The 20067-nt window shown below is 73.4% G+C and carries 29 protein-coding genes; 15 read left to right on the forward strand and 14 right to left on the reverse strand.

Going from position 1 to position 20067, the window contains the following annotated elements:
• Positions 1-203: 203 nt before the first annotated feature.
• Entirely contained in the window at positions 204-2231 is a 2028-nt protein-coding gene (gene thrS, locus ACTJK8_RS20260) for a threonine--tRNA ligase (protein ID WP_012318903.1), read from the forward strand.
• 289 nt (positions 2232-2520) lie between these two features.
• Positions 2521-3591, forward strand: coding sequence for a sensor domain-containing diguanylate cyclase (locus tag ACTJK8_RS20265; protein WP_012318902.1), 1071 nt, complete (start codon positions 2521-2523; stop codon positions 3589-3591).
• Here ACTJK8_RS20265 and ACTJK8_RS20270 read toward each other — a convergent pair.
• The 5 genes from ACTJK8_RS20270 to ACTJK8_RS20290 form a co-directional block, all read right to left on the reverse strand.
• Entirely contained in the window at positions 3549-3974 is a 426-nt protein-coding gene (locus tag ACTJK8_RS20270; RefSeq protein ID WP_012318901.1) for a hypothetical protein, read from the reverse strand. The genes ACTJK8_RS20265 and ACTJK8_RS20270 overlap by 43 nt on opposite strands.
• Before the next feature lie 85 nt (positions 3975-4059).
• Positions 4060-4293, reverse strand: coding sequence for a DUF6894 family protein (locus ACTJK8_RS20275; RefSeq protein ID WP_012318900.1), 234 nt, complete (start codon positions 4291-4293; stop codon positions 4060-4062).
• Positions 4294-4434: 141 nt separating this feature from the next.
• Positions 4435-4689, reverse strand: coding sequence for a hypothetical protein (locus ACTJK8_RS20280; protein ID WP_012318899.1), 255 nt, complete (start codon positions 4687-4689; stop codon positions 4435-4437).
• Positions 4690-4741: 52 nt separating this feature from the next.
• Positions 4742-4927 carry a hypothetical protein gene (locus ACTJK8_RS20285; RefSeq protein ID WP_012318898.1) on the reverse strand — a complete coding sequence of 62 codons (186 nt, stop codon included), beginning with the start codon at positions 4925-4927 and terminating at the stop codon, positions 4742-4744.
• Positions 4928-4961: 34 nt separating this feature from the next.
• Positions 4962-5213 carry a hypothetical protein gene (locus ACTJK8_RS20290; RefSeq protein ID WP_440762424.1) on the reverse strand — a complete coding sequence of 84 codons (252 nt, stop codon included), beginning with the start codon at positions 5211-5213 and terminating at the stop codon, positions 4962-4964.
• 273 nt (positions 5214-5486) lie between these two features.
• Between ACTJK8_RS20290 and ACTJK8_RS20295 the strand changes: the two genes are divergently transcribed.
• The 5 genes from ACTJK8_RS20295 to ACTJK8_RS20315 all read left to right on the forward strand — a co-directional run bounded on the left by ACTJK8_RS20295 (position 5487) and on the right by ACTJK8_RS20315 (position 7988).
• Positions 5487-5954, forward strand: a complete 468-nt coding sequence (locus tag ACTJK8_RS20295; RefSeq protein WP_012318896.1) for a MucR family transcriptional regulator — start codon at positions 5487-5489, stop codon at positions 5952-5954.
• Positions 5955-6209: 255 nt separating this feature from the next.
• Entirely contained in the window at positions 6210-6485 is a 276-nt protein-coding gene (locus ACTJK8_RS20300) for a hypothetical protein (RefSeq protein WP_012318895.1), read from the forward strand.
• A gap of 118 nt (positions 6486-6603) precedes the next feature.
• Positions 6604-6978, forward strand: a complete 375-nt coding sequence (locus ACTJK8_RS20305) for a hypothetical protein (RefSeq protein WP_012318894.1) — start codon at positions 6604-6606, stop codon at positions 6976-6978.
• A gap of 285 nt (positions 6979-7263) precedes the next feature.
• On the forward strand, positions 7264-7446 hold the full coding sequence (locus ACTJK8_RS20310; RefSeq protein ID WP_012318893.1) for a hypothetical protein: 183 nt from the start codon (positions 7264-7266) through the stop codon (positions 7444-7446).
• A gap of 242 nt (positions 7447-7688) precedes the next feature.
• On the forward strand, positions 7689-7988 hold the full coding sequence (locus ACTJK8_RS20315; protein WP_012318892.1) for a PilZ domain-containing protein: 300 nt from the start codon (positions 7689-7691) through the stop codon (positions 7986-7988).
• Positions 7989-8075: 87 nt separating this feature from the next.
• Here ACTJK8_RS20315 and ACTJK8_RS20320 read toward each other — a convergent pair whose 3' ends face one another.
• A complete protein-coding gene (locus ACTJK8_RS20320) occupies positions 8076-8294 on the reverse strand; it encodes a hypothetical protein (protein ID WP_210383195.1) in 219 nt (72 codons plus the stop codon).
• 97 nt (positions 8295-8391) lie between these two features.
• Between ACTJK8_RS20320 and ACTJK8_RS20325 the strand changes: the two genes are divergently transcribed.
• From ACTJK8_RS20325 to ACTJK8_RS20335, 3 genes are all read left to right on the forward strand, one after another.
• A complete protein-coding gene (locus tag ACTJK8_RS20325) occupies positions 8392-8574 on the forward strand; it encodes a hypothetical protein (protein WP_012318890.1) in 183 nt (60 codons plus the stop codon).
• A gap of 97 nt (positions 8575-8671) precedes the next feature.
• Entirely contained in the window at positions 8672-9160 is a 489-nt protein-coding gene (locus tag ACTJK8_RS20330; protein WP_024830294.1) for a phasin, read from the forward strand.
• A gap of 106 nt (positions 9161-9266) precedes the next feature.
• Complete coding sequence (locus ACTJK8_RS20335; RefSeq protein WP_274852435.1) at positions 9267-9485, forward strand: hypothetical protein; 219 nt, start codon at positions 9267-9269, stop codon at positions 9483-9485.
• A gap of 51 nt (positions 9486-9536) precedes the next feature.
• Here the strand turns inward: ACTJK8_RS20335 and ACTJK8_RS20340 are convergent, their stop codons facing one another.
• Positions 9537-9788, reverse strand: coding sequence for a hypothetical protein (locus ACTJK8_RS20340; RefSeq protein ID WP_012318887.1), 252 nt, complete (start codon positions 9786-9788; stop codon positions 9537-9539).
• Positions 9789-10213: 425 nt separating this feature from the next.
• Between ACTJK8_RS20340 and ACTJK8_RS20345 the strand changes: the two genes are divergently transcribed.
• Positions 10214-10441, forward strand: a complete 228-nt coding sequence (locus ACTJK8_RS20345; RefSeq protein ID WP_012318886.1) for a hypothetical protein — start codon at positions 10214-10216, stop codon at positions 10439-10441.
• Between the two features lie 28 nt (positions 10442-10469).
• On the opposite strand, the gene ACTJK8_RS20350 is transcribed toward ACTJK8_RS20345, so the two are convergent.
• From ACTJK8_RS20350 to ACTJK8_RS20360, 3 genes are all read right to left on the reverse strand, one after another.
• Positions 10470-10811, reverse strand: coding sequence for a hypothetical protein (locus ACTJK8_RS20350; protein ID WP_440762425.1), 342 nt, complete (start codon positions 10809-10811; stop codon positions 10470-10472).
• A gap of 163 nt (positions 10812-10974) precedes the next feature.
• On the reverse strand, positions 10975-11223 hold the full coding sequence (locus ACTJK8_RS20355; RefSeq protein ID WP_012318884.1) for a hypothetical protein: 249 nt from the start codon (positions 11221-11223) through the stop codon (positions 10975-10977).
• A 79-nt stretch (positions 11224-11302) separates the two neighbouring features.
• Positions 11303-12301 (reverse strand): hypothetical protein, encoded by a 999-nt coding sequence (locus ACTJK8_RS20360; RefSeq protein WP_440762426.1) that lies wholly within the window; start codon positions 12299-12301, stop codon positions 11303-11305.
• Positions 12302-12508: 207 nt separating this feature from the next.
• Between ACTJK8_RS20360 and ACTJK8_RS20365 the strand changes: the two genes are divergently transcribed.
• The 4 genes from ACTJK8_RS20365 (at position 12509) to ACTJK8_RS20380 (ending at position 15980) form a co-directional block, all read left to right on the forward strand.
• The gene (locus tag ACTJK8_RS20365; RefSeq protein ID WP_440762427.1) at positions 12509-14563 is read left to right on the forward strand and encodes a hypothetical protein; all 2055 of its coding nucleotides are present in this window, start codon (positions 12509-12511) and stop codon (positions 14561-14563) included.
• An 85-nt stretch (positions 14564-14648) separates the two neighbouring features.
• Positions 14649-14918, forward strand: coding sequence for a hypothetical protein (locus ACTJK8_RS20370; protein WP_012318881.1), 270 nt, complete (start codon positions 14649-14651; stop codon positions 14916-14918).
• A gap of 84 nt (positions 14919-15002) precedes the next feature.
• Complete coding sequence (locus ACTJK8_RS20375; RefSeq protein ID WP_012318880.1) at positions 15003-15203, forward strand: hypothetical protein; 201 nt, start codon at positions 15003-15005, stop codon at positions 15201-15203.
• Positions 15204-15278: 75 nt separating this feature from the next.
• Positions 15279-15980 carry a YidB family protein gene (locus ACTJK8_RS20380; RefSeq protein WP_127991139.1) on the forward strand — a complete coding sequence of 234 codons (702 nt, stop codon included), beginning with the start codon at positions 15279-15281 and terminating at the stop codon, positions 15978-15980.
• A 270-nt stretch (positions 15981-16250) separates the two neighbouring features.
• On the opposite strand, the gene fabF is transcribed toward ACTJK8_RS20380, so the two are convergent.
• The 4 genes from fabF to fabD all read right to left on the reverse strand — a co-directional run bounded on the left by fabF (position 16251) and on the right by fabD (position 19981).
• Complete coding sequence (fabF, locus tag ACTJK8_RS20385) at positions 16251-17513, reverse strand: beta-ketoacyl-ACP synthase II (RefSeq protein WP_012318878.1); 1263 nt, start codon at positions 17511-17513, stop codon at positions 16251-16253.
• Positions 17514-17696: 183 nt separating this feature from the next.
• Complete coding sequence (locus ACTJK8_RS20390; RefSeq protein WP_007559070.1) at positions 17697-17936, reverse strand: acyl carrier protein; 240 nt, start codon at positions 17934-17936, stop codon at positions 17697-17699.
• A gap of 332 nt (positions 17937-18268) precedes the next feature.
• Positions 18269-19006, reverse strand: coding sequence for a 3-oxoacyl-[acyl-carrier-protein] reductase (fabG, locus tag ACTJK8_RS20395; RefSeq protein WP_012318877.1), 738 nt, complete (start codon positions 19004-19006; stop codon positions 18269-18271).
• 30 nt (positions 19007-19036) lie between these two features.
• Positions 19037-19981, reverse strand: a complete 945-nt coding sequence (fabD, locus tag ACTJK8_RS20400; protein WP_440762428.1) for an ACP S-malonyltransferase — start codon at positions 19979-19981, stop codon at positions 19037-19039.
• Positions 19982-20067 lie beyond the last annotated feature (86 nt).

Here is a 20067-nt window from a genome sequence, read left to right on the forward strand (position 1 = left end):
CTCGTGCGGTCTCCCGGGCCATGCCCCCGGCGCCCAGGCGCGCGGGGACGATCACGCGCGTCGGAACGGCGGGCGGGGGCCAGGGATGCGTGGAGTTGCACCGCACCGTTGTTCCCTCGCCCGAGAAATCGGTCTACACGGCCGCTCCCTCGAAATCGCTTACCTGCCCCGTATGCAGGACTGAGCCCGGAGACGCGCGCACCATGCCGATCCTCACCTTCCCCGACGGCAACACGCGGGAGATCGCCGCCGGCACCACCGGCCGCGCCGTGGTCGAGGGCATCGCCAAGTCGCTGGCCAAGCGCACCGTCGCCATGGCGCTCGACGGCACGGTCGCCGACCTCGACGACCCGATCGACCGCGATGCCCGCATCGAGTTCCTGGACCGCACCGACCCGCGCAGCCTGGAGTTGATCCGGCACGACTGCGCGCACGTGCTCGCCGAGGCCGTGCAGGCGCTCTGGCCGGAGACGCAGGTCACGATCGGCCCGGTGATCGAGAACGGCTTCTACTACGACTTCCACCGCGAGACCCCGTTCACGCCCGAGGACTTCCCGAAGATCGAGGCGAAGATGCGCGAGATCATCGCGCGCGACGCGCCCTTCACCAAGGAGGTCTGGACGCGCGACGACGTGCGCGGCCTGTTCGCCGGCAAGGGTGAGGGCTTCAAGGTCGAGCTGGTCGACGCGATCCCGCCGGGCGAGGACCTGAAGATCTACCGCCAGGGCGACTGGTTCGACCTCTGCCGCGGCCCGCACATGACCTCGACCGGCAAGGTCGGCACGGCCTTCAAGCTGATGAAGGTCGCGGGCGCCTACTGGCGGGGTGATTCGAACAACCCGATGCTGACCCGCATCTACGGGACGGCCTGGGCGAACCAGGCCGACCTCGACGATTACCTGCACCGGCTGGAGGAGGCCGAGCGCCGCGACCACCGCCGGCTCGGCCGCGAGATGGACCTGTTCCACTTCCAGGAGGAGGGCCCGGGCGTCGTCTTCTGGCACGCCAAGGGCTGGACGATCTTCCAGGAGCTGATCGCCTACATGCGCCGGCGCCTGCGCGGCGACTACGCCGAGGTGAACGCCCCGCAGATCCTCGACAAGGCCCTGTGGGAGACCTCCGGCCACTGGGGGTGGTACCGGGAGAACATGTTCGCCGCGCAGTCCGCGGGCGAGGAGGCCGAGGACAAGCGCTGGTTCGCCCTCAAGCCGATGAACTGCCCGGGCCACGTGCAGATCTTCAAGCACGGCCTGAAATCCTACCGCGACCTGCCCCTGCGCATGGCCGAGTTCGGCATCGTCCACCGCTACGAGCCGTCCGGCGCCATGCACGGGCTGATGCGCGTGCGCGGCTTCACGCAGGACGACGCCCACGTCTTCTGCACCGAGGACCAGCTCGCCGACGAGTGCCTGAAGATCAACGACCTGATCCTCTCGACCTACGCGGATTTCGGCTTCGACCAGATCGTCGTGAAGCTCTCGACGCGGCCCGAGAAGCGCGTCGGCTCCGACGCCCTCTGGGACCACGCCGAGGACGTGATGACCCGCGTGCTGGCGCAGATCGAGGAGCAGTCCGGCGGGCGGATCCGGACCGCGGTCAACCCGGGGGAGGGCGCGTTCTACGGGCCCAAATTCGAGTACGTGCTGCGCGACGCCATCGGCCGCGACTGGCAGTGCGGGACCACGCAGGTGGATTTCAACCTGCCCGAGCGGTTCGGCGCCTTCTACATCGACGCCGACGGCGCCCGGAAGCCGCCCGTGATGGTCCACCGGGCGATCTGCGGCTCGATGGAGCGCTTCACCGGCATCCTGATCGAGCACTTCGCCGGGCACTTCCCCCTGTGGCTGGCGCCGGTCCAGGTCGTGGTGGCGACGATCACCGGCGAGGCCGACGCCTACGCCCGCGACGTCATCCGCACCCTGGAGCGCGCGGGCCTGCGGGTCGAGGCGGATCTGCGCAACGAGAAGATCAACTACAAGGTCCGCGAGCACTCGCTGGCCAAGGTGCCGGTGCTGCTGGCGCTCGGCCGCCGCGAGGCGGAGGAGCGGACGGTCTCGATCCGGCGGCTCGGCAGCCAGCAGACCCGCACGCTGCCGCTGACCGAGGCCGTGGCGGCCTTCGTGGAGGAGGCGACCGCGCCGGACATCCGCCGCGCCGAGGCGGTCGCCGCGACGGTCCCGACCAGCGACACGGTGCTCGACGCCCACCACGACCGGCACGACGCGCCCTGACGGGGCCTCCGGAAGACGTCGTCCCGGCGCCGCGCGGCGGCGCCCGGGACGACAGCGCGGATCCACCGCGTCGAGGCCGGGTTCGAGCCGGCGACCGACAGAGTTCGCGTGTCGGGATCGCGGTCTCAACTTGCGGATGGTCAATCTCGGCGTGGATCGCTCAACGCGCACAACTTTCGTCAAGGTTGGCGAAAGGAATCCCATTCTATGAAGGCCGGAGACTAATTTCCGAGCCGGCTCGATCCGGCAATCGCCCGACGACGCTGTCGGGCGCTTCGGGGGACCGGCCATGGCGGCGGAGGCGGGCAGGGCGGCGACGAGGCTGGCGCGGCGCCACCGGCAGGTGGCCTGCGACCGGCGCCAGGACGGGCTCGGCCGCGGGCGCAAGCTCGGACCCGGCATCGTTCAGGCGCTGGATTCGCTGCCGCACGGCCTGTGCCTGTTCGATTCCGCCGACCGGCTGCTGTTCGTGAGCGACGGGTTCCGGCGCCTGTTCGGCCCGCCCGCGAGCCGGGTCCGGCCCGGCATGCACGCCCGGGCGGTGGGCGCGGCGAGCGCGGCGGGGGCCCTCCCGGCCGACCGGGATCCCTGCGGCCTCTGGGCGGCGCGCCGGCGGCTCCTCGCCCGGGGCGCGACCGACGCCGTGGTGCAGACGCTCGCGGACGGCCGCCAGATCGCGATCACGCTGCACCCGCAGGCCGGCGGCGCCTGGACCGCCCTGTGGGAGGACGTGACCGAGCGCTGCCGGGCGGAGTCGCTCCTGCGCTACATGGCCCACCACGACCCGCTGACCGGCCTGCCGAACCGCCGCCTGTTCGCGGCCCGGCTCGAGCGGACCCTGGCGGACCTCGACGGCGCGCCCTGCGCGCTGCTGTGCCTCGACCTCGACGGCTTCAAGCCGGTGAACGACCGCCACGGGCACGCGGTGGGCGACGCGCTCCTGCGGCAGCTGGCCGAGCGCCTGCGGGCGGCGCTCGGCGCGGGCGATTGCGCCGCGCGGCTCGGCGGCGACGAGTTCACCATCCTGCTCGGCGACGCGGCGCCGGCGCCGGCCCTCGGCTTCGCCCTGCGCCTCCAGGCGCGCCTCGCCGAGCCGTACGATCTCGGGACCGGATCGCCGATCCGCATCGGCGCGGCGATCGGCGTGGCCTGCGCGCCCCTGCACGCGATCCGGGCGCAAACCCTGGTGGAGCGGGCGGACGCGGCGATGTACGCGGCCAAGCGCCTCGGCCACCCCTACCTGTGGGACGACGCGCTGGGTCCGGGGCCGGCGGATCCGGGCAGGGCGCCGCCGGCCTGCGGCGGCCGGGACGGCGCTCAGCGCGCCTTCTCGTGCTCCGCGAGGCCCACGGCCCTGTAATCGTAGGTCGGGAAGAACTCGGTGCGGTAGGCCCCCCAGGCCGTGTCCTCGAGGACGCGGTTGACCTCGCGCAGGCGGGACGCGGGCAGCCGCAGGACGATGATCTGCCCGATCCCCATGACGACGTTCCAGGAGACGACCTCGATCCCCGGCGGCGGGAAGGCCTTGTAGAAGCCCTGCTTGGCGAGCTGCGCGTTCAGCTCCGCCAGCGGGCGGGACTGGTCGTGGCGCAGGAAGACCGTCAGCAGCACGGCGTTGTCGGCCGTCGCCGCGGCGGAGCCGGGGGGCGGGGGCGGCGCGGTCTGCGCCACCGCCTGTCCGGCGGGACCGAGCAGCAGCAGCGCCGCCGCGAGCGGGGCTGTCAAACCTGTTGAACGTCGCATGCGATCTCCTGGCCTTCCCGTGCGCCGGCCGTCGTCAACGCGCCCGGGCGCCGGACTTTCCCGCCCCGCCCCGTCAGCCGCCCCGTCAGCCGCCCTCGACATCGTAGGAGAGCCGCAGACGCAGGCGGACCGCGCCCTGCTCGTCGCGCACGGCGATCACGTAATCCTGCCGCTCCATCGGATCGGTCAGGCCCTGCGCGAGCCGGGTCAGGATGCGCACCGCCTGCGCCCGCGCCGCGGCGAGATCCGGAAGATCGAAGCCGTCGCGGTCGCGAACCAAGTTGGCGCCGTCGTGGAGGTCGATGAAATAGCGGGGCACGGATACGAGCTCAGCGAGCGCCGGAGCTCGCAAGGATCAATCTCCGCTGTTTCTACGTAGTTTCCCGGGGGCCGCAATCCGAGGTCGCCCGTGTCGCACCCCCAGACGCGGCCGGTTGTGAGGCCGGGCAGGCGGGCGGCGTCAGCTCCCCAGCAGGCTCTCGGCGAAATCGTCCGGAACGGTCCCGAACTGGCCGAGGATGGTGACGCCCTCGAGCTCCCCGGTCTCGTCGTCGGCCACAACCTTGAGGGCCGCGGCGCCCGGCATGCGGGCGGCCAGCGCCTCCGCCTTCTTGAGGGCACCGAACTCGCTCTGTGCGGGCTCCTGGCGAGCGGGCCGCAGGCGGTTCCGGTGCAGCTCGAACGGCTGCACGAGGTAGGTGGTCTTCAGGGTCATTCCGGCGTCCTCGGCGCGGCGCGCGGTCGCGAACAGACCGCGGCGCGGTCCGCTACAGGCTGCGGGTGGTCACCCCGAGGGCGAGCAGGGCGTAGGCGCCGATGAAGAACCACTGCCGGTGCGCCACGACGGTTTTTCCGACCATCGGGATGCGCGTGTAAAGGCTGGCGACGGCGAGGCCGATCAGCACGGCCGACACCAGGAACGTGAGCAGGCGCGGGGCGGAGAGCGTGGGCATGCCCCATGCTCCGCCCGGTACGCTTACCGAACCGTTACCGGTCGAGTCCGGGCACGAGCGGGCGATACGCCGTCAACGGCCCCTGCGTCCCGGGAAGCAGCCCGACCTCGGCGAGCCAGAGGACCATGATCGCCCCGGCCAGCAGCGTCGCGAGCGAGGCGAGACGCCCGGTGCACCGCCGCAGGACGAACATGGCGACCACGACGGCCAGCAGGGCGACGAGGAGGGCGAGCATCAGCATGGTGGCGCCATGCCACGGCCGGGCCGCCGCGTCACCGCGGTTCACGGCGGAACACACCACCGGCCCGGCCGCACCGGGCTCGAGACCGCCAGATGCACGTTCTGGTCGTTCCGCAGAGCGGAAACTCTACCGCAGTCGATAGGCCGCCTCGAGAGGCGCTCGGAAATACTCCGCCGCAAATCGCCAGGAATAGCTGTCCGCTCTCCGCGACGGGCACCCCAATCATGCACGGGATGCCGCCCACCAACGCTTTTGTAACTTGCATTCAGCGCTCAAAAGTAGCAGATCGCGGGCGAGGGGCACACCAGGAATCTTGCAGTGACAGAAGAAACCACAGGGCCCAACTCCAACTTCATCGAGCTGGCGGGCGATATCGTCGCCGCCTACGTGTCGAACAATCCGGTGCCGGCCGCGGAGCTGCCGGCGCTGATCGCGCGGGTGCACGGCGCGATCAGCGGGCTCGTCACCGGGACCCTGACGGCGGAGATCGGCGCGGCTCCGCAGGCCGAGGTCGAGAAGCCGAGCGCGGCCCAGATCCGCAAGTCGGTTCGGCACGACGGGATCGTCAGCTTCATCGACGGCAAGACCTACAAGACGCTGAAGCGTCACCTGACCAGCCACGGCCTGGACCCGCGCAGCTACCGCGATCGCTACGGCCTGCCGGCCGACTATCCGATGGTCGCCCCGAGCTACGCCGAGCAGCGTTCCGCCCTCGCCAAGGCGATCGGCCTGGGCCAGCCCGGCGCCATGGCCGAGCGCGAGCGCAGGGGCCGCAAGGCCGCCTGAGGACGAAGACCTCCGAGGGTGCCCCGCTCGGGGCACCCTCGCAACGACGCGTCGCAGGGCCCGGCGCGTCGCGCGGCCGCCGGCCTCCCCCCGGATCGGGGGAGCGGACCGCCGCGCGGCCCGAAACCGCGCCGAGACCGTTGCATCGTCGCCACACGCGCCCAGGACATCGCGCGACACGGACAAGCTGCCACACTCTGCACAAAGCTGATGCGCACGCCGGGGCCCGAGGATGCTACCGAAGGGTTCGGCGAGATGAAGCGAGAGCAGACGATGACGAGTTCGGTCGTGCCGTTCCCGGCGCATATCGCGCCGGCGGTCGTGGACGAGGACACCGCGTCGATCATCGCCGTGTTGCAGGATCAGTTGGCACTGGCCCGCGAGGGCCGGCTGCGCTCGGTGGCGGTCGTCTCCGTCTCGGCGGACGGCGAGGCGATCGGCACGCAATGGTCCTGCAAGGGCTCCGATATCAGCAACCTGATCGGCAAGCTGACCGTCCTGACCCACGACCTGATGGCCGCCCGCAAGTGAACGACCGGCGCTGACAGGCACGCCCGCGGGATCCTCCGCGCACGCTGCGGGGTGGCACGGTCCGCGCGGTGCGGCGCTCCGGACTCGGGTCCAGCCTCGGACCGAAGGAATGCCCCGGATGACTCGCGCCCTCCTGTTCGCCGCCCTCCTGGCCACGGCCGTCCTGCCGGGCACAGCCCGGGCCGCCGAGGAGGCGGACGACACCAAGCGTGCTGAGACGATCCAGGGGCTCGTGCGGATCGTCGGCGCGCAGGCCGGCATCGTCCTGTATTGCCGCAAGCTCTACACCATCGACGACACGGTTTCCGAAGGCCTGTCCCGCACGGTGCGCCGAGCCCTGGACGCGGCCCTCGGCCGCCCGCGCGCCAGGAACGCCATCGCCGAGGAAGGCCGGCGGGTCGCGGGCGAGATCGCCGCGGTCGGCGCGGAGCAGTGGTGCGCCGACCAGCGCGACATCCTGAACACGGACGGCGTCCGGGTGTTCATCGACTGATCGCGTCGGCTTCCGTTCCTGCGGGCCGGTCCGGGCGGTCAGCCGGCCGATGCCCCTCGGGAACGACAACCCCAGCGGCGGCGCGCGCCGCGAGGCCCGCGCCCCGTCAGATGAAGGCGGCATTCCGGCCGTTGTTCCGCAGTGCAGAACAGATTAGCGCCTTGTTCACCGCGTCCTCGTCTGTCATGCTCCGATGACGGAAGAGCCTGAACAGATCAAGCCGGTCGCACTCGTCCGTTTACAAGAGCCCTCAAGGGCCGAGAGACCGGCGCAGAGGGAAACGCCATGTCTCGTCCAATACTTCTGGCCCTCGCTCTCGTCGTCTGCGGGGCCGCCGTCACGCTGTTCGCCTTCCTGCGCGCACCCCAGTCGCGGGAGTTCGCCGGGTGGGACGTCGCCTTCATGGGCGGCATCGGGGCCGTCGCGCTGGGCTTCCTCACCACCCTCGTCGAGGTCGTGACCGGGTAGGTCGCGTCCGCGGAAGGCCCCGGGCCGCCGAGCGGTCGGACCGAGGCCGTCCCGTCCCTGCGGATCCGTCGCCCCCGTCGACCGGCGGGTGGCGGGGCTCTGCGCATCCGGTGCCCGACCGAAACCGCATATAGAGCTCAGAATTCACAGGGACGCGGGCATCCCGACAATTCGAGGCATTTCGCAAACCGCCCTTGAACCCGGGTGACCGATCCTGTCGGGCAGAGGTTCTCGAGGCGGTGATGTTCGAACGACGCAGCGCTCCACGCACGCTTCTCAACGAGACCGGCAGCATCTCGGTCGACGAGCATCGAAGCTTGCCCTGCATCGTCTACGACCGGTCCGCCGGCGGCGTGCGGGTCGCGCTCCCGGATGCCGAGATCGTCCCGGACAGCTTCATCCTCAGCATCGACGCGAGCAGCGAGATCCTCGTCTGCCGCGCCATCTGGCGCAAGGCGGAGGAGATCGGGGCCACCACCGACATCCCCGAGACGGCGCGGTCGGGCCGGGCGAATCTCTGGCGCGAGCTCGAACCGACCTGACAGCCGCCTCGGCGGTTCACGCGGCGGGCGGCGCGGCTCCTGTCATCGACGGACTCGGCCGGCAGCGGCGTCGCCGTCCGACGCGCGTCACTCCCAGTCGATGTTGAGCGAGCGCTCGAAGGCGGCCGCCGACAGCTCCTTGCCCTTCGGATCGGCGACCGTGATCTCGCGGAAGCCGCGCCGGGCCAGCTCCCAGGTCTTCTCCATCGCCTGCTCGTCCGTCCCGCAGGCGAACGTCATGACGCGACCGGACGGATCAATCCCCTTGACGGTGAACACACCACTCTCCCTGCTCGCGCCTCCCATATAGAGTCGCGATCCGAAACGCGCCTCCCGCCATCGTGACGAAGCCGCGGGACCCGCACCCGCGCCGTCGCGTTGGCTGCAGGCAGGAAGAGACCGCATGACCCGCGCAGGCGAGACCGCAACCCCGACGCGCCCCGCTACGGACCCGGTCGAGGCGGGCGAGGTCCCGACGGAGCGCGGTGACAGGGCGGCCACGGTCCCGACCGACGATCCCGAGGTCGGCCTCGCGCAGAAGGGCAGCGGGGAAGAGGCGGTCGTTCGGCGCGAGACGGAGATCTGACCGGTCGCGCCGGTGCGCGGGCGGTCCCTGGACGCCGGCGCTTGTGCGGCGCACAAACGGGGGCCGCACCCGGATGGCGGCCGACAGGAGACCGTTCATGGCACAGATGTCGAGCTACGAGGTCCCGACCCAGATCCGCGACCTCGCCGAGACCAGCGTCGAGCAGGCCCGCAAGGCCTTCGGAAGCTTCATCGGAGCGGCGCGGCGCGCCTCCGAGACGGCGCACGATACGGCCGATCTCGCGCGGACCAACGCGCAGGCCCTGTACGCCCGCAGCCTCGACCACGCGGAGCAGAACATCCGCGCCGCCCTGGATCACGCGCAGAAGCTCGCCGCGGCCGGGTCGCTCCCGGAGGCGGCCGCGATCCAGGCCGAGTACGCCCGCGAGCGCTTCGCGGCCCTGCAGGCGCAGGCCCAGGAGGTGGGCAGCCTGGCCCAGAGCGCGTTCCAGCAGGGGGCCGAGCGCGCCCGCGCCGCTCTGCAGCAGGGCGCCGATGCGGCCCGCACGACCCTCGAGCAGGGGCAGGATGCGGCCCGGGACGCGGCGGCCGCGGCACACGAGGCCTCCGGGGCGGCGTCCCACTGAGCGGAACCGCCGAGCGCCCCCTGGGCGAGTGGCCGGCGGCCCTTCGCGGCGCTGCTGGCCGTGTTCGGACGCGGAGTTGGAAATGATGTACGGGGAGGTTGGCCGCTTGACGGATGAGAGTCTGCGGCTGGGCCTGAGACAGGCCGAGAACGCCGTCCTGCTGGTTCTGGCGGCGCAGTACGCGTGGGCGGATCTGTGGTTCGAGGGGTACCGCGCGGCGGGGACCGCCCTCAGCACCGAGCTCGATCAGCGGGCGCGGACGCGGCGCTTGATCCGTCGCGGCGTGGCACCTTCGGTGGCGTCGCAGGAGTTGCACATCGTCTGAGCTATGGCCGGGGACGGAGCCGCCCGAGGGGCTCCGTCCCCGGCAGCGGGCTCAGCGGCTCGCCTCGACGGACGCCTGGACCATCGGCCGGCGGAGGGACGAGACCGTCCGGCCGACGGTCGCCGGCGCGGCGACGGGCTGGGGCGTGGTGGTCAGATCGTGGATCGCGCGGATCTGCTGGGCGGGCCGGGCCTGATCGCGATAGAGCGGCGGCGTCAGGTGCAGGCGGTCGTCGGCGGCGGCGAGACCCGTGAAGGCCGCCGAGGTGAGCGCGGCCGACGCGAGGATGAGGATCGTGCGCATGGTGCGTCTCCGGTTCGATCGCGGCGTCGACCGCGGGATGCGATCGACCAGCGCATGAGACCACGGATTTGTGCAGCGCGGCATGCAAATTGCGCATTGCACCATATCGCCATGACGGCACGGTATTGCAGTGTTTCCCGGGAATTCCCAGCCGCGAATTCAGGCCCCGATCCCGCGCGCCATGCATTCGATGCAAATGAACTAAACTTCCATGGGCGCGTTCTCAAATCAAACTTGAGAAGCGCGTCATTTGTTTTTCGCGCGGGCCACCGGATCGACCGAAACCGTCGGGCGAGCGCGAGCATTGTTGGCGTCGCGGCCCGTGACACGAATCGGAGACCTCGACGCCAGATCCGCGTCACACAGGCACGCTAGAAGACCGCACAACCCGCGCAGGCACCCTGCGAAGCACCACGAGAGCGCCGATGACGCCCTCCGACCTCGACAGACGAGCCGAACTGACCATCTGGCCCAAGGGCGCGCCCGGCCACGCCGCGGAGGGGCGGCCCTTCGCGACCCTGCGGGAAGCCCTCGCCGTCGCGATCGCGGCGATCGAGTCCGGCGAGGCCCAGCCCTGGATCATCACCGAGGCCGGCGACATCCTCTCGCCGCGCTGGATCCAGGCGAATTCCCGGTCGCGGGCGCCGCACTAGCCGGCGCCACGCCGGGCGCGGAGCCTGATCAGCAGCCGATGCAGATGTCGCGGACCACGTGCTGATGCCGCTGGCCGGTGCGCTGGTTCGGGAGCTGTCCGTCGAGCGACGAGAAGCCGCTGCCCAGGACCCGGAAGCGGCGCTCGACCGCTGGCTCGGAAGCGGCCTTGACCGGAGCGGGGGCCGGGGCCGCCGTAGGGGCAGCCGCCGGTGCGGGCGCTCCGTTGGCCATGCCGGGATCGGGCAGGGTCAGGGCCATGCCCGGCGACGGCGGCACCTGCGCGAACTCGCCCGCCCGGCCCGGCAGGGGCGCGGCGACCAGAAGCGCGAGGACCGGGGCCGCGACGACGCGCCGGTTCAGCGGATGCATCACACTCTCCTGCCTCGGGAGCCGGCACGCCACGGACCCCGTGCCTCTGGGCCATCGCCGGATCGGCCCCCGTCCCGATGACGGGAACGGCGCCGATCCCGGTTGTGCGCGGCGGAGCGGGGCGCCGCCACTCATCCATTCGGCGGAGCGTGCGCCGGGCGGCTCAGTAGGCCCGACCGTAGAAGGGCTGCGAGACCGGGCGATAGCGGTCGCTCACCGGCCACGTGTAGGGCTGCTCCTTGCCGGTGCGAAGGTCCGAGCGGAACTTCGGCTCGTTGAAGCCGATCCCGTGCAGGCCCGCCGCGCCCTTGGCACCCTGGGCCTTGGGCCCGGCATCGCGCGCCAGGGCAGCGCCCGAGACGCCGATAACGAGAGCGGCCGCGAGCGAGACGCGGCCCAGCATGACGTTCATCTCTGTCTCCTGTCCCGGCCGAGGTGCCGGCACAGAAGGAACGGCAGCGGTTCGGCCCGGTTCCGGGCCCGGAGGCCGGTCAGAACCCCTGGCCGAGGCAGGCTTCGGCGAAGGGCCCGCCGCAGAGGTCGCCGGTCCGGACCGGCGCGGCCGCCGCGCCGCCGATGCCGGCACCACCGACCGCCCCGCCGCCGCTCGGCAGGGTGCGGGCCGCCTGGGCGGGGTCGTCCGCGGGCAGCCCGGCAGCCCCGGCGATCGCGGCGCCGCCCGTGCCGGCGCCGCCCGCCCCGGATGCCGTCACGGCCGTGGTCCCGCCGACGGCCGTGACGGTCCCGAGCCCGAACAGCCCGAACAGCCCGCCGCTGGACAGGGTGACACCGGTCGCGCCGATGCCCGACGCGGTGCCCGCGCCGCTGCCGAGACCTGTCGACGCGGCGGCGGCGGACGAGCCCGGCGCGAGCGAGGATCCGGCAATCCCGGCGGCGTTCAGGCCTGTGCCGAGCCCGGTGCCCAGACCGGTGCCCAGACCGGCGCCGGCGCCCAGGCCGGAGGTGAGGCCCGCCCCGCTCCCGAGCCCGCCCGTGCCGGGGATCGACGTCAGGACGCTCCCGGTGGCCGAGCCCGAACCCGTGCGGGACGCGCCGCTGAGGCCGCTGCGGAATCCGGTGGCGCCGATCGTCCCGCCGGTCCCGGGGGTCGTACCGGTGACACCGGCACCGCCGGTCGCGGTGGATCCCAGGCCGCCGAGCTGGCCCGCGCCGCCCGATCCGGCGGTCGTCGTACCGAGCGTCGTCCCGGCCGACAGGCCGGCCGACGAACCGATGCGGCCGCCACCTCCGCCCCCGCCGCCGCCGAAGCTGAGCTGACCGGCATTCACGAGGCCGCCGGTCTGCGCCGAGACGGTCGGGAAGGGGCCGGTGGTGGAACTGCCGCCCAGGCTGAGCTGGCCGGGATTGGCGATGGGGGTGATCGGCTCCAGCGCGGCCCCACTCGGCACCGTCGCGGTGGCCGAGAGGCTCTGCGCCCCGGCCGGGACGGCGATCAGCAGCAGCAGGGCGGCGGCGAGGATGGACCGCATGGCACGCTCCTCAGGCGGAGGGACGGTGGCAGAAGCCGGGACGGAATATGGCTCGGAAACCGGAGGGCGTCCGGCCGGTTCCGGCGGCGCGGGGACGCGGCGCGGGCTTGGCCGGCGGGAGAAAGGAGGCTGCCGGCCTTCATGCTGCCGGAAAGGCGGTGTGCTCTCGGCCCCGGATCCGCCCGACCTGCGCCCGAACCTGCGACCGTGCCGTTGCCCGAAATCCTCGCCCAAGGCCTGCGCAGTGCCGGCTGGCTCGCCGGCCTGCCGGCCCTCGCGCTGATCTGGGCGAGCGCGACCCTCTACGCCGCCCCGCGGATCGCCGACGGGCTCGAGGCGGAGGGCGCGGCGATCGCCGCCGGCACGGCCACCGCCACCGGCGAGCCGTGGCTGCGCCTGGAGGCCAGCGGGCGCGACCTCGTGGCCGCCGGCGAGGCCCCGGACGTCGCCGAACGCGCCACCGTGCTGTCCCGCCTCGCGGCCCTCGACGGCCCGCGCCGCATCGTCTCCGAACTCGGCATCGTGGAGACCGCCGCGCCGTTCCAGTGGGCGGCGATCCGCACGGGTCAGAACCGGATCGCCCTGGAGGGGAGCCGCCCGGTGGAGATCGGCCGGCGGGCGCTGGAGGCGCGGATCACCGGCGCCCTCAATCCCGGCACCGGTCTCGACGACACCGCCAGGGCCGCCCGGGGCGCGCCGCCGGATTTCGCCAGCGCGGCCGCGTTCCTGGCGGCCCGGCTCTCCGGCCTCGCCAAGGGCGGGCGGGCGGCGCTCAGCGACACGGTGCTCAGCCTGTCGGGCGAGGCCCTCGACGTGCCGGCCTACGAGGCCCTGCGGGCGGCCCTGTCGGACCCGCCAGAGGGATTCAGCGTCGGGCGGGTCGAGATCCTGCCGCCCCGGGTGGCCGCGTACCGGTTCGCCGTGGAGAAATCGGCCCGGGGCATCGTCCTCGACGGCTTCGCCCCCTCGGCGGCCGACCGCGAGGCCGCCCTGCGCGCCGCCACCGAGGCCGCCGCGGGCGGCACCGTGGAGGACCGGCTCCTGGCCGCCCGGGGGCTCGACCCGGCGATCGACCCGAAGGGCCTCATCGCCTTCGCGTTCAGGCTCGCCGAGCTGATCCAGTCCGGGCAGGTCGTGTTCCAGGACGGGGCGGTGTCGGTGACCGGCGACGCCATCGACGGGCAGGCGCTCCCCGACGCCGAGGCGCTGATGCGCGACGGCCGGCCCGCCGGCGTGGCGGCCGGGCGGGTGGCGCTCACGGCGCGGCCGCTCTCGCCCTACCGGGTGGCGATCCGCCGGACCGCCGACGCCGTGACCCTCACCGGCCACCTGCCGGACGCCGCGACCCGGGAGCGGGTGCTCGCCGCCCTGCGCCCGCGCCTGTTCCGGGAGCCGGTGATCGACCGCACCCGCCTCGCCGACGGCGCCCCGCCGGATCTCGGGGACGCGCTGGCCGCCGCCGCCCCGCTGGTGACGAATCTCGCGGACGGAACCGTCTCGGTCTCGGACCGCGCCCTGACGCTCACGGGCGAGAGCCTCTACCGGGAGGGCGCCGCGCGCACCCCGGACCGGCTCGCCGAGGCGCTGCCCCCCGGCTGGACCGGGCGGGCCAGCGTCACGGCCCGGGACGCGGCGGAGCGGCGCGATCCCGCCACCTGCCGCACCGACTTCGCCGCCGCCCTGGCGGGGGCGGACCTGCACTTCCCCGCGGGCGGCGCCGTGCTGACGCCCGCCTTCTACCCGACCCTCGACGCGCTGGCCGCCCTGGCGAAGACCTGCCCGTCGCTGCGCGTCGCGGTCTCCGGCCCCGCCGACCCGGTGAGGCCGCCCGCGACCCCGGCCGCCGGGCCGTCGCCGGGGGAGGGCGCGGCCGCCGAGCCGACCCGGGTCGCCGACGCCGCCAAGCCGGAGGTTGCTGCCAAGCCGGCCCCGGCCGCTCAGGACACCGCGACGCATACGGTCAAGGATGCGGCCAAGGACGCGGCCAAAGATCGGGGCAAGGACGCGGGCAAGGACCGGGGCAAGGACCGGGGCAAGGCCGAGACCGGCAAGGCGAGTACGGCCAGGAAGGAGCCGGCCGCGCCCGGCAAGGCGGCGGCGAAGAAGCCCGCCGAGGCCCCCGACGAGCCGCCGGCCGACCTGCCGCGCCTGCGCGCCCAGGCGGTGGTGGAGTATCTCCTCCAGGCCGGAGCCCGGCCGGATCAGGTCGCGGCCGGTCCGGACGGGCCGGCCGGCCCCGTCGTCTTCGCGCTGCTGCCGTGAGGGACATCCGCTCCGCCGCGCGCCCGCCAGCCGGGCCGCGCCCATCCGCGCGCCACCATCGCGCCCGCAGGGAGGCCGGACGGCCGTGACGCTGCTGCTCGCCGGATTCTGGCCCGGACTCGCCGGGGCGGCCGCGCTCGGCCTCGTGGTCGGCGCGCTGGTCGGCTGGCCGGACCGGCTCGCCGTCTCGCTGGGCCTCTGCGTGGTCGCGGGGCTCGTGGCCGCGGCGGCGATCGCCGGGTTCGTGCCGGGCCTGCCCGGCCTGTGGCTCGATGGCGCGGCCCTGATGCTGCCGGTCTACTGCGCGGCCTGCCTGCTCGGGGCGCTGGGACGTCGCCTCGCCGGCCGGACCTGACGGCGCGGGAACCGGTCCGCCCCCCGGCCGCGTTTTTCCGGCAGAAGGGCCCCGAGGGCCCGCCCCGAACCCGGAGAGGCCGCGATGCCCAGGACCGTCGACAGTCCCCAGCCCGCGCGACGCCGCGCCGTCCGCCTGCCGCGCCCCCGCGCCGGCGCCGCCGCCACCGGCCTGTTCCTGGCCGGACTGATCCTCTCGGCCGCGACGGTGCCGCTGGTCGAGCCCGCCGACGCCACCACCGGCGGCGGCACCGCCCAGGCCGCGCTCGCGACGCCGGCCCGCTGAGCGAGGCAACCCGCGCCCGCCCCGGATTGTTGTTCGGCCGGGCCCGTCCGGCCCGGTTCTGCGGGGGAGACGCGCATGGGACTGCTCGAATCGGCGATCGGCGGCGTGCTCGGTCAGGTGTTCGGCGGGCAGAAGCAGGGCTCCGGGGGCATGTCGCCCCTGGTCAAGGCGCTGCTGATGCTGCTGCTGGCCAAGGGCGCCAGCGGCGGCTTCGGCGACATCTTCGGCCGCGGGCGCCAGGGCGAGCCCGGCCCCGAGGCCGACCGCTCCGGCGGCGCCGGACCCTACGGGCGCGATCCCGGCCAGCACCCCGCCGATGCCGGCGGGCGCCGCCCCGACGACGGCGGCGATATCGGCGGCTGGGACCAGTACGGCGGCCGCCGCGAGGGCGGCCCGGTGGACTCGTCCCTGCCGCCCGGCGACTTCTCGGACCTCTCCGGCATGCTCGACGGCCCCGGCGACGCCCCGCCGCCGAGCCGCGCCGCCCCGGACGGGCAGGGGGATCTCGGCGGCCTCGACGGGCTGGTCGACCGGTTCCGCCAGGGCGGCCTCGGCGACGTGATCGAGTCCTGGATCGGCCACGGCACCAACCGCCCGGTGGCCCCGGACCAGCTCGCCCGGGCGCTCGGCCCCGACACGGTGGACACCCTCCAGCAGCAGACCGGGATGGACCGCGAGACGCTTCTTTCTCAGTTGGCCCAGGCGCTGCCGGAGGTGGTGCACACGCTCACGCCGCAGGGACGGGTGCCGGGAGCGGATGAGCGGCGGGGGTGGTAGCCGGACGCCGGATCGGGTGCCGCGCGGCGCGCCGGACAGGGGATTCGATCACGACCCCATCCTGAAGGGCCGGGGCGCCGCGCCGGTCACGATGCCCTCCGTCGAGGCGGCCGCGCAGTCTGCCAGGATGCGCGCGGGATCCCGCTCACAGCGCGATCACCCGATCGAAGCCCCCATTCCGGACGTCAGCGCGCTGACGGAACCTGCGGAAGACTTTCCGAAGACTTCGCGAAGATTTGCGGAGCGTGTCGGAGTTGGACGGCGACGCGCCTAAGCGACCCGCCGCATCACCAGCGACGCGTTCGTCCCGCCAAATCCGAACGAGTTCGACAGCACGACATCCACCTGCTTCCGCTTCGCCTCGAACGGCACGAGGTCGATCTTGGTCTGGACGGAGGGGTTGTCGAGGTTGAGCGTCGGCGGGATGACGTTGTCGCGCAGGACGAGGATCGAGAAGATCGCCTCGACCGAGCCGGCGGCGCCCAGCAGGTGGCCGACCGAGCTCTTGGTCGACGACATGGTGGCGTTGGCGGCGGCGTCGCCCAGGAGGCGCTCCACGGCCTTCAGCTCCAGCTCGTCGCCCATGGGCGTCGAGGTGCCGTGGGCGTTGATGTAGCCGATCTCGGACGGGGAGATGCCGGCGCGCTTCACCGCGGCGGTCATGCAGCGGAAGGCGCCGTCGCCGTCCGGGGAGGGGGAGGTGATGTGGTAGGCGTCGCCCGAGAGGCCGTAGCCCACCACCTCGGCGTAGATCTTCGCGCCGCGGGCCTTGGCGTGCTCGTACTCCTCCAGCACCACGATGCCGGCGCCCTCGCCCATGAGGAAGCCGTCGCGGTCGCGGTCGTAGGGGCGCGACGCCTTCTCGGGCGTGTCGTTGAAGCCCGTGGTCAGCGCCCGGCAGGCGGAGAAGCCCGCGATCGACAGGCGGTTCACCGGCGACTCGGCGCCGCCCGCCACCATCACGTCGGCGTCCCCCAGCGCGATCAGGCGGCTCGCGTCGCCGATGGCGTGGGCGCCCGTGGAGCAGGCCGTCACCACGGCGTTGTTCGGCCCCTTGAGGCCGTACGCGATCGAGACCTGGCCGGAGGCGAGGTTGATGATCCGGCCCGGGATGAAGAACGGCGAGATCCGGCGCGGGCCCTTCTCGTGCAGGGTCACGGAGGCGTCGTAGATGCCGCCGATGCCGCCGATGCCGGAGCCGATCAGCACGCCGGTGGCGCACTGGTCCTCGTGGCTCTTGGGCGCCCAGCCGGCATCCTTCAGCGCCTCGTCGGCCGCCGCCATCGCGTAGACGATGAACGGGTCGACCTTGCGCTGCTCCTTCACCTCCATCACGAGGTCGGGGTTGAAGGTGCCGTCGGTGCCGTCGCCGAAGGGGACCTGCGCGGCGATCCGGCAGGGCAGGTCGGCGGATTCGAAGCCGCGGATCGGGCCGGCGCCGCTGTCGCCCGCGATCAGCCGGCTCCAGGTGTGCTCCACCCCGCTCCCCAGCGGCGTGACCATCCCCAGACCCGTGACCACCACCCGCCGCATGTGCCCTGTCCCGTCTTGAGGCGCCGCCCCGCCGGCACCGCCGCGGTCGCGCATCGTCCTAACTCGCTCGGAGGCGGAATCGGTCCCTGCGGGACGCCTCGCGACTCCGAGCCTTGAAACGCGTAACGGCGCGGGGGCTGTCTCGCCTCACCCGCGCCGCGTCAAACCCGCTCCCCGGCGCCTTCAGGCGGCGGAGTTCTTCTCCAGGAACTTCACGGCGTCGCCGACCGTCTGGATGGTCTCGGCAGCGTCGTCCGGGATCTCGACGTTGAACTCTTCCTCGAAGGCCATGACCAGCTCGACGGTGTCGAGGCTGTCGGCACCGAGGTCGTCGATGAAGTTGGCGCTCTCGACCACCTTCTCGGGCTCCACGCCCAGGTGCTCGACGACGATCTTCTTCACGCGCTCAGCGATATCGCTCATCGGTCTTCCGTCCTCGTCCTTCTGGTCTGTCAGTCTTCTCGGGGTGGTGCCGTGGCCGCGTCGCGCCCTTGCGGGCTTGTTGTGACGGGCCGGTGTCCGATCGCGCGTGCTTCTGAGGTGAACCGGCGCGTGAGCCGGGACGCCCCCGCCGGAGGGCCTTGGACTGAAAACCCGCAGAACCGTCAACCCCCTGTACGGCTGCGGGGCGTGGTAGCACAGGGTTCCCGCCCTGGCGAGGGCCCGTTCAGAAAGCCTTCATGGGTGTGGCACTTGCGTGTCGGCGGGGGTGATTCGCGCGCCGTTCGCGCCGGTCGGGAGCCGGTATACGCGCCCTAGTACATGGCCATCCCGCCATTCACGTGCAGCGTGTGGCCGGTGACGTAGCCCGCCTCCGCGGAGGCGAGGTAGAGGCAGGCCGCCGCGACCTCCGCGCCCTCGCCGAGACGGCCGGCCGGCACGCGGGCGAGGATGCCCTCGCGCTGCTTCTCGTTGAGGGCGTCGGTCATGGGCGAGCTGATGAAGCCCGGGGCGATGCAGTTGACGGTGATTCCCCGCGAGGCGACCTCGGCGGCGAGCGCCTTGGTCATGCCCACGAGGCCGGCCTTGGCGGCGGCGTAGTTGCCCTGGCCGGGATTGCCGGTGCTGCCGACCACCGAGCCGATGTTGACGATCCGCCCGGAGCGGCGGCGCATCATGCCCTTCACGGCGGCCCGCGACAGGCGGAAGGCGGCGGTGAGGTTGACGGCGATCACCTGCTCCCACTCCTCGTCCTTCATCCGCATGAAGAGGTTGTCGCGGGTGATGCCGGCATTGTTCACGAGGATGTCCAGCGGACCGATCGCGGCCTCGGCGGCCGGGACGAGACCCTCGACCGAGTCCTTGTCGGAGAGGTCGGCCGCGACGGGGCTCGCGCGCTCGCCGAGCTCGGCGGCGAGCGCCTCCAGGGCCGCGGGCCGCGTGCCCGAGAGCGCCACGGTGGCCCCCTGCGCGTGCAGGGCCCGGGCGATCGCCTGGCCGAGGCCGCCGGTCGCGCCGGTGACGAGGGCCTTGCGGCCGGTGAGGTCGAACATGCGGGACTCCGTCGGATCAGAGCGCGCGGATCAGAGCGCGAAGGCGGCGACGTCGGCGGGGGTGCCGATTGCGGCGGCGCTCGCCTGGGGGGCGATGCGCTTGACGAGGCCGGTCAGCACCTTGCCGGCGCCGAGTTCGTAGAACCGGTCGACGCCGGAGGCGGCCATGGCGGCGACGCTCTCGCGCCAGCGCACGGTGCCGGTGACCTGCTCGACCAGGGCCGCGCGGATCGCCTCCGGATCGGTGACCGGGGCGGCCGCGACGTTGGCGTAGAGGGTGACGCGCGGGGCCGCCAGGGTGACGGCGGACAGCGCCCGGGCCATGGCCTCGGCGGCCGGGGCCATCAGGCGGCAGTGGAACGGCGCCGAGACGTTGAGCATCACGGCGCGCTTGATGCCGCGGCCGGTGGCGATGCCGACGGCGCGCTCCACGGCCGGGCGGTCGCCGGAGAGCACCACCTGGCCGCCGCCGTTGTCGTTGGCGACGTCGCAGACCGCGCCGTCGCCGGCCTCGTCGGCCGCCGCCTCGGCGACGGAGCGGGCGGCCTCGAGGTCGGTGCCGATCAGCGCCGCCATGGCGCCGGCGCCCGGCGCGACCGCCGCCTGCATGGCCTCGCCGCGCAGGCGCAGAAGCTTGGCGGCGTCCGCGACGGTCAGGCTGCCGGCGGCCGCGAGCGCGGCGTACTCACCGAGCGAGTGGCCGGCCACGCAGGCGACGTCGCGCGCGAGGTCGAGGCCGCGCTCGGCCTCCAGCACGCGCAGCACCGCGAGGCTCGCCGCCATCAGGGCCGGCTGGGCGTTGGTCGTGAGGGTCAGCTCCTCGACCGGCCCCGCGAACATCAGCCGCGACAGGTTCTGGCCCAGGGCGGCGTCGACCTCGTCGAGCACGGCCCGGGCCTGCGGGAAGGCCTCCGCGAGGTCCCGCGCCATGCCGACCGCCTGGCTGCCCTGGCCCGGAAAGATGAATGCGCGCATGTTGCGTCCTGATCGCCGGCGCCGTGCGGCGCGCGAACGCCGCCCGTGTCGGCCGAAACTCTGGAATGGCGCGCGCACTCGCACCC

Source organism: Methylobacterium sp. 22177 (assembly GCF_052045615.1).
Classification (GTDB): Bacteria; Pseudomonadota; Alphaproteobacteria; order Rhizobiales; family Beijerinckiaceae; genus Methylobacterium; species Methylobacterium radiotolerans.

Bases quoted from the DNA above. Each gene is read 5' to 3' on its own strand.
- ACTJK8_RS20380 (WP_127991139.1), top strand. From the start codon at position 15,279: ATGGGACTGCTCGAATCGGCGATCGGCGGCGTGCTCGGTCAGGTGTTC.
- ACTJK8_RS20265 (WP_012318902.1), top strand. From the start codon at position 2,521: ATGGCGGCGGAGGCGGGCAGGGCGGCGACGAGGCTGGCGCGGCGCCAC.
- fabG (WP_012318877.1), bottom strand. From the start codon at position 19,006: ATGTTCGACCTCACCGGCCGCAAGGCCCTCGTCACCGGCGCGACCGGC.
- ACTJK8_RS20305 (WP_012318894.1), top strand. From the start codon at position 6,604: ATGACTCGCGCCCTCCTGTTCGCCGCCCTCCTGGCCACGGCCGTCCTG.
- thrS (WP_012318903.1), top strand. From the start codon at position 204: ATGCCGATCCTCACCTTCCCCGACGGCAACACGCGGGAGATCGCCGCC.
- ACTJK8_RS20390 (WP_007559070.1), bottom strand. From the start codon at position 17,936: ATGAGCGATATCGCTGAGCGCGTGAAGAAGATCGTCGTCGAGCACCTG.
- ACTJK8_RS20270 (WP_012318901.1), bottom strand. From the start codon at position 3,974: ATGCGACGTTCAACAGGTTTGACAGCCCCGCTCGCGGCGGCGCTGCTG.
- ACTJK8_RS20320 (WP_210383195.1), bottom strand. From the start codon at position 8,294: ATGGGAGGCGCGAGCAGGGAGAGTGGTGTGTTCACCGTCAAGGGGATT.
- fabF (WP_012318878.1), bottom strand. From the start codon at position 17,513: ATGCGGCGGGTGGTGGTCACGGGTCTGGGGATGGTCACGCCGCTGGGG.
- ACTJK8_RS20330 (WP_024830294.1), top strand. From the start codon at position 8,672: ATGGCACAGATGTCGAGCTACGAGGTCCCGACCCAGATCCGCGACCTC.
- ACTJK8_RS20325 (WP_012318890.1), top strand. From the start codon at position 8,392: ATGACCCGCGCAGGCGAGACCGCAACCCCGACGCGCCCCGCTACGGAC.
- ACTJK8_RS20340 (WP_012318887.1), bottom strand. From the start codon at position 9,788: ATGCGCACGATCCTCATCCTCGCGTCGGCCGCGCTCACCTCGGCGGCC.
- ACTJK8_RS20300 (WP_012318895.1), top strand. From the start codon at position 6,210: ATGAAGCGAGAGCAGACGATGACGAGTTCGGTCGTGCCGTTCCCGGCG.
- ACTJK8_RS20375 (WP_012318880.1), top strand. From the start codon at position 15,003: ATGCCCAGGACCGTCGACAGTCCCCAGCCCGCGCGACGCCGCGCCGTC.
- ACTJK8_RS20345 (WP_012318886.1), top strand. From the start codon at position 10,214: ATGACGCCCTCCGACCTCGACAGACGAGCCGAACTGACCATCTGGCCC.
- ACTJK8_RS20350 (WP_440762425.1), bottom strand. From the start codon at position 10,811: ATGCATCCGCTGAACCGGCGCGTCGTCGCGGCCCCGGTCCTCGCGCTT.
- ACTJK8_RS20310 (WP_012318893.1), top strand. From the start codon at position 7,264: ATGTCTCGTCCAATACTTCTGGCCCTCGCTCTCGTCGTCTGCGGGGCC.
- ACTJK8_RS20360 (WP_440762426.1), bottom strand. From the start codon at position 12,301: ATGCGGTCCATCCTCGCCGCCGCCCTGCTGCTGCTGATCGCCGTCCCG.
- fabD (WP_440762428.1), bottom strand. From the start codon at position 19,981: ATGCGCGCATTCATCTTTCCGGGCCAGGGCAGCCAGGCGGTCGGCATG.
- ACTJK8_RS20355 (WP_012318884.1), bottom strand. From the start codon at position 11,223: ATGAACGTCATGCTGGGCCGCGTCTCGCTCGCGGCCGCTCTCGTTATC.
- ACTJK8_RS20280 (WP_012318899.1), bottom strand. From the start codon at position 4,689: ATGACCCTGAAGACCACCTACCTCGTGCAGCCGTTCGAGCTGCACCGG.
- ACTJK8_RS20315 (WP_012318892.1), top strand. From the start codon at position 7,689: ATGTTCGAACGACGCAGCGCTCCACGCACGCTTCTCAACGAGACCGGC.
- ACTJK8_RS20285 (WP_012318898.1), bottom strand. From the start codon at position 4,927: ATGCCCACGCTCTCCGCCCCGCGCCTGCTCACGTTCCTGGTGTCGGCC.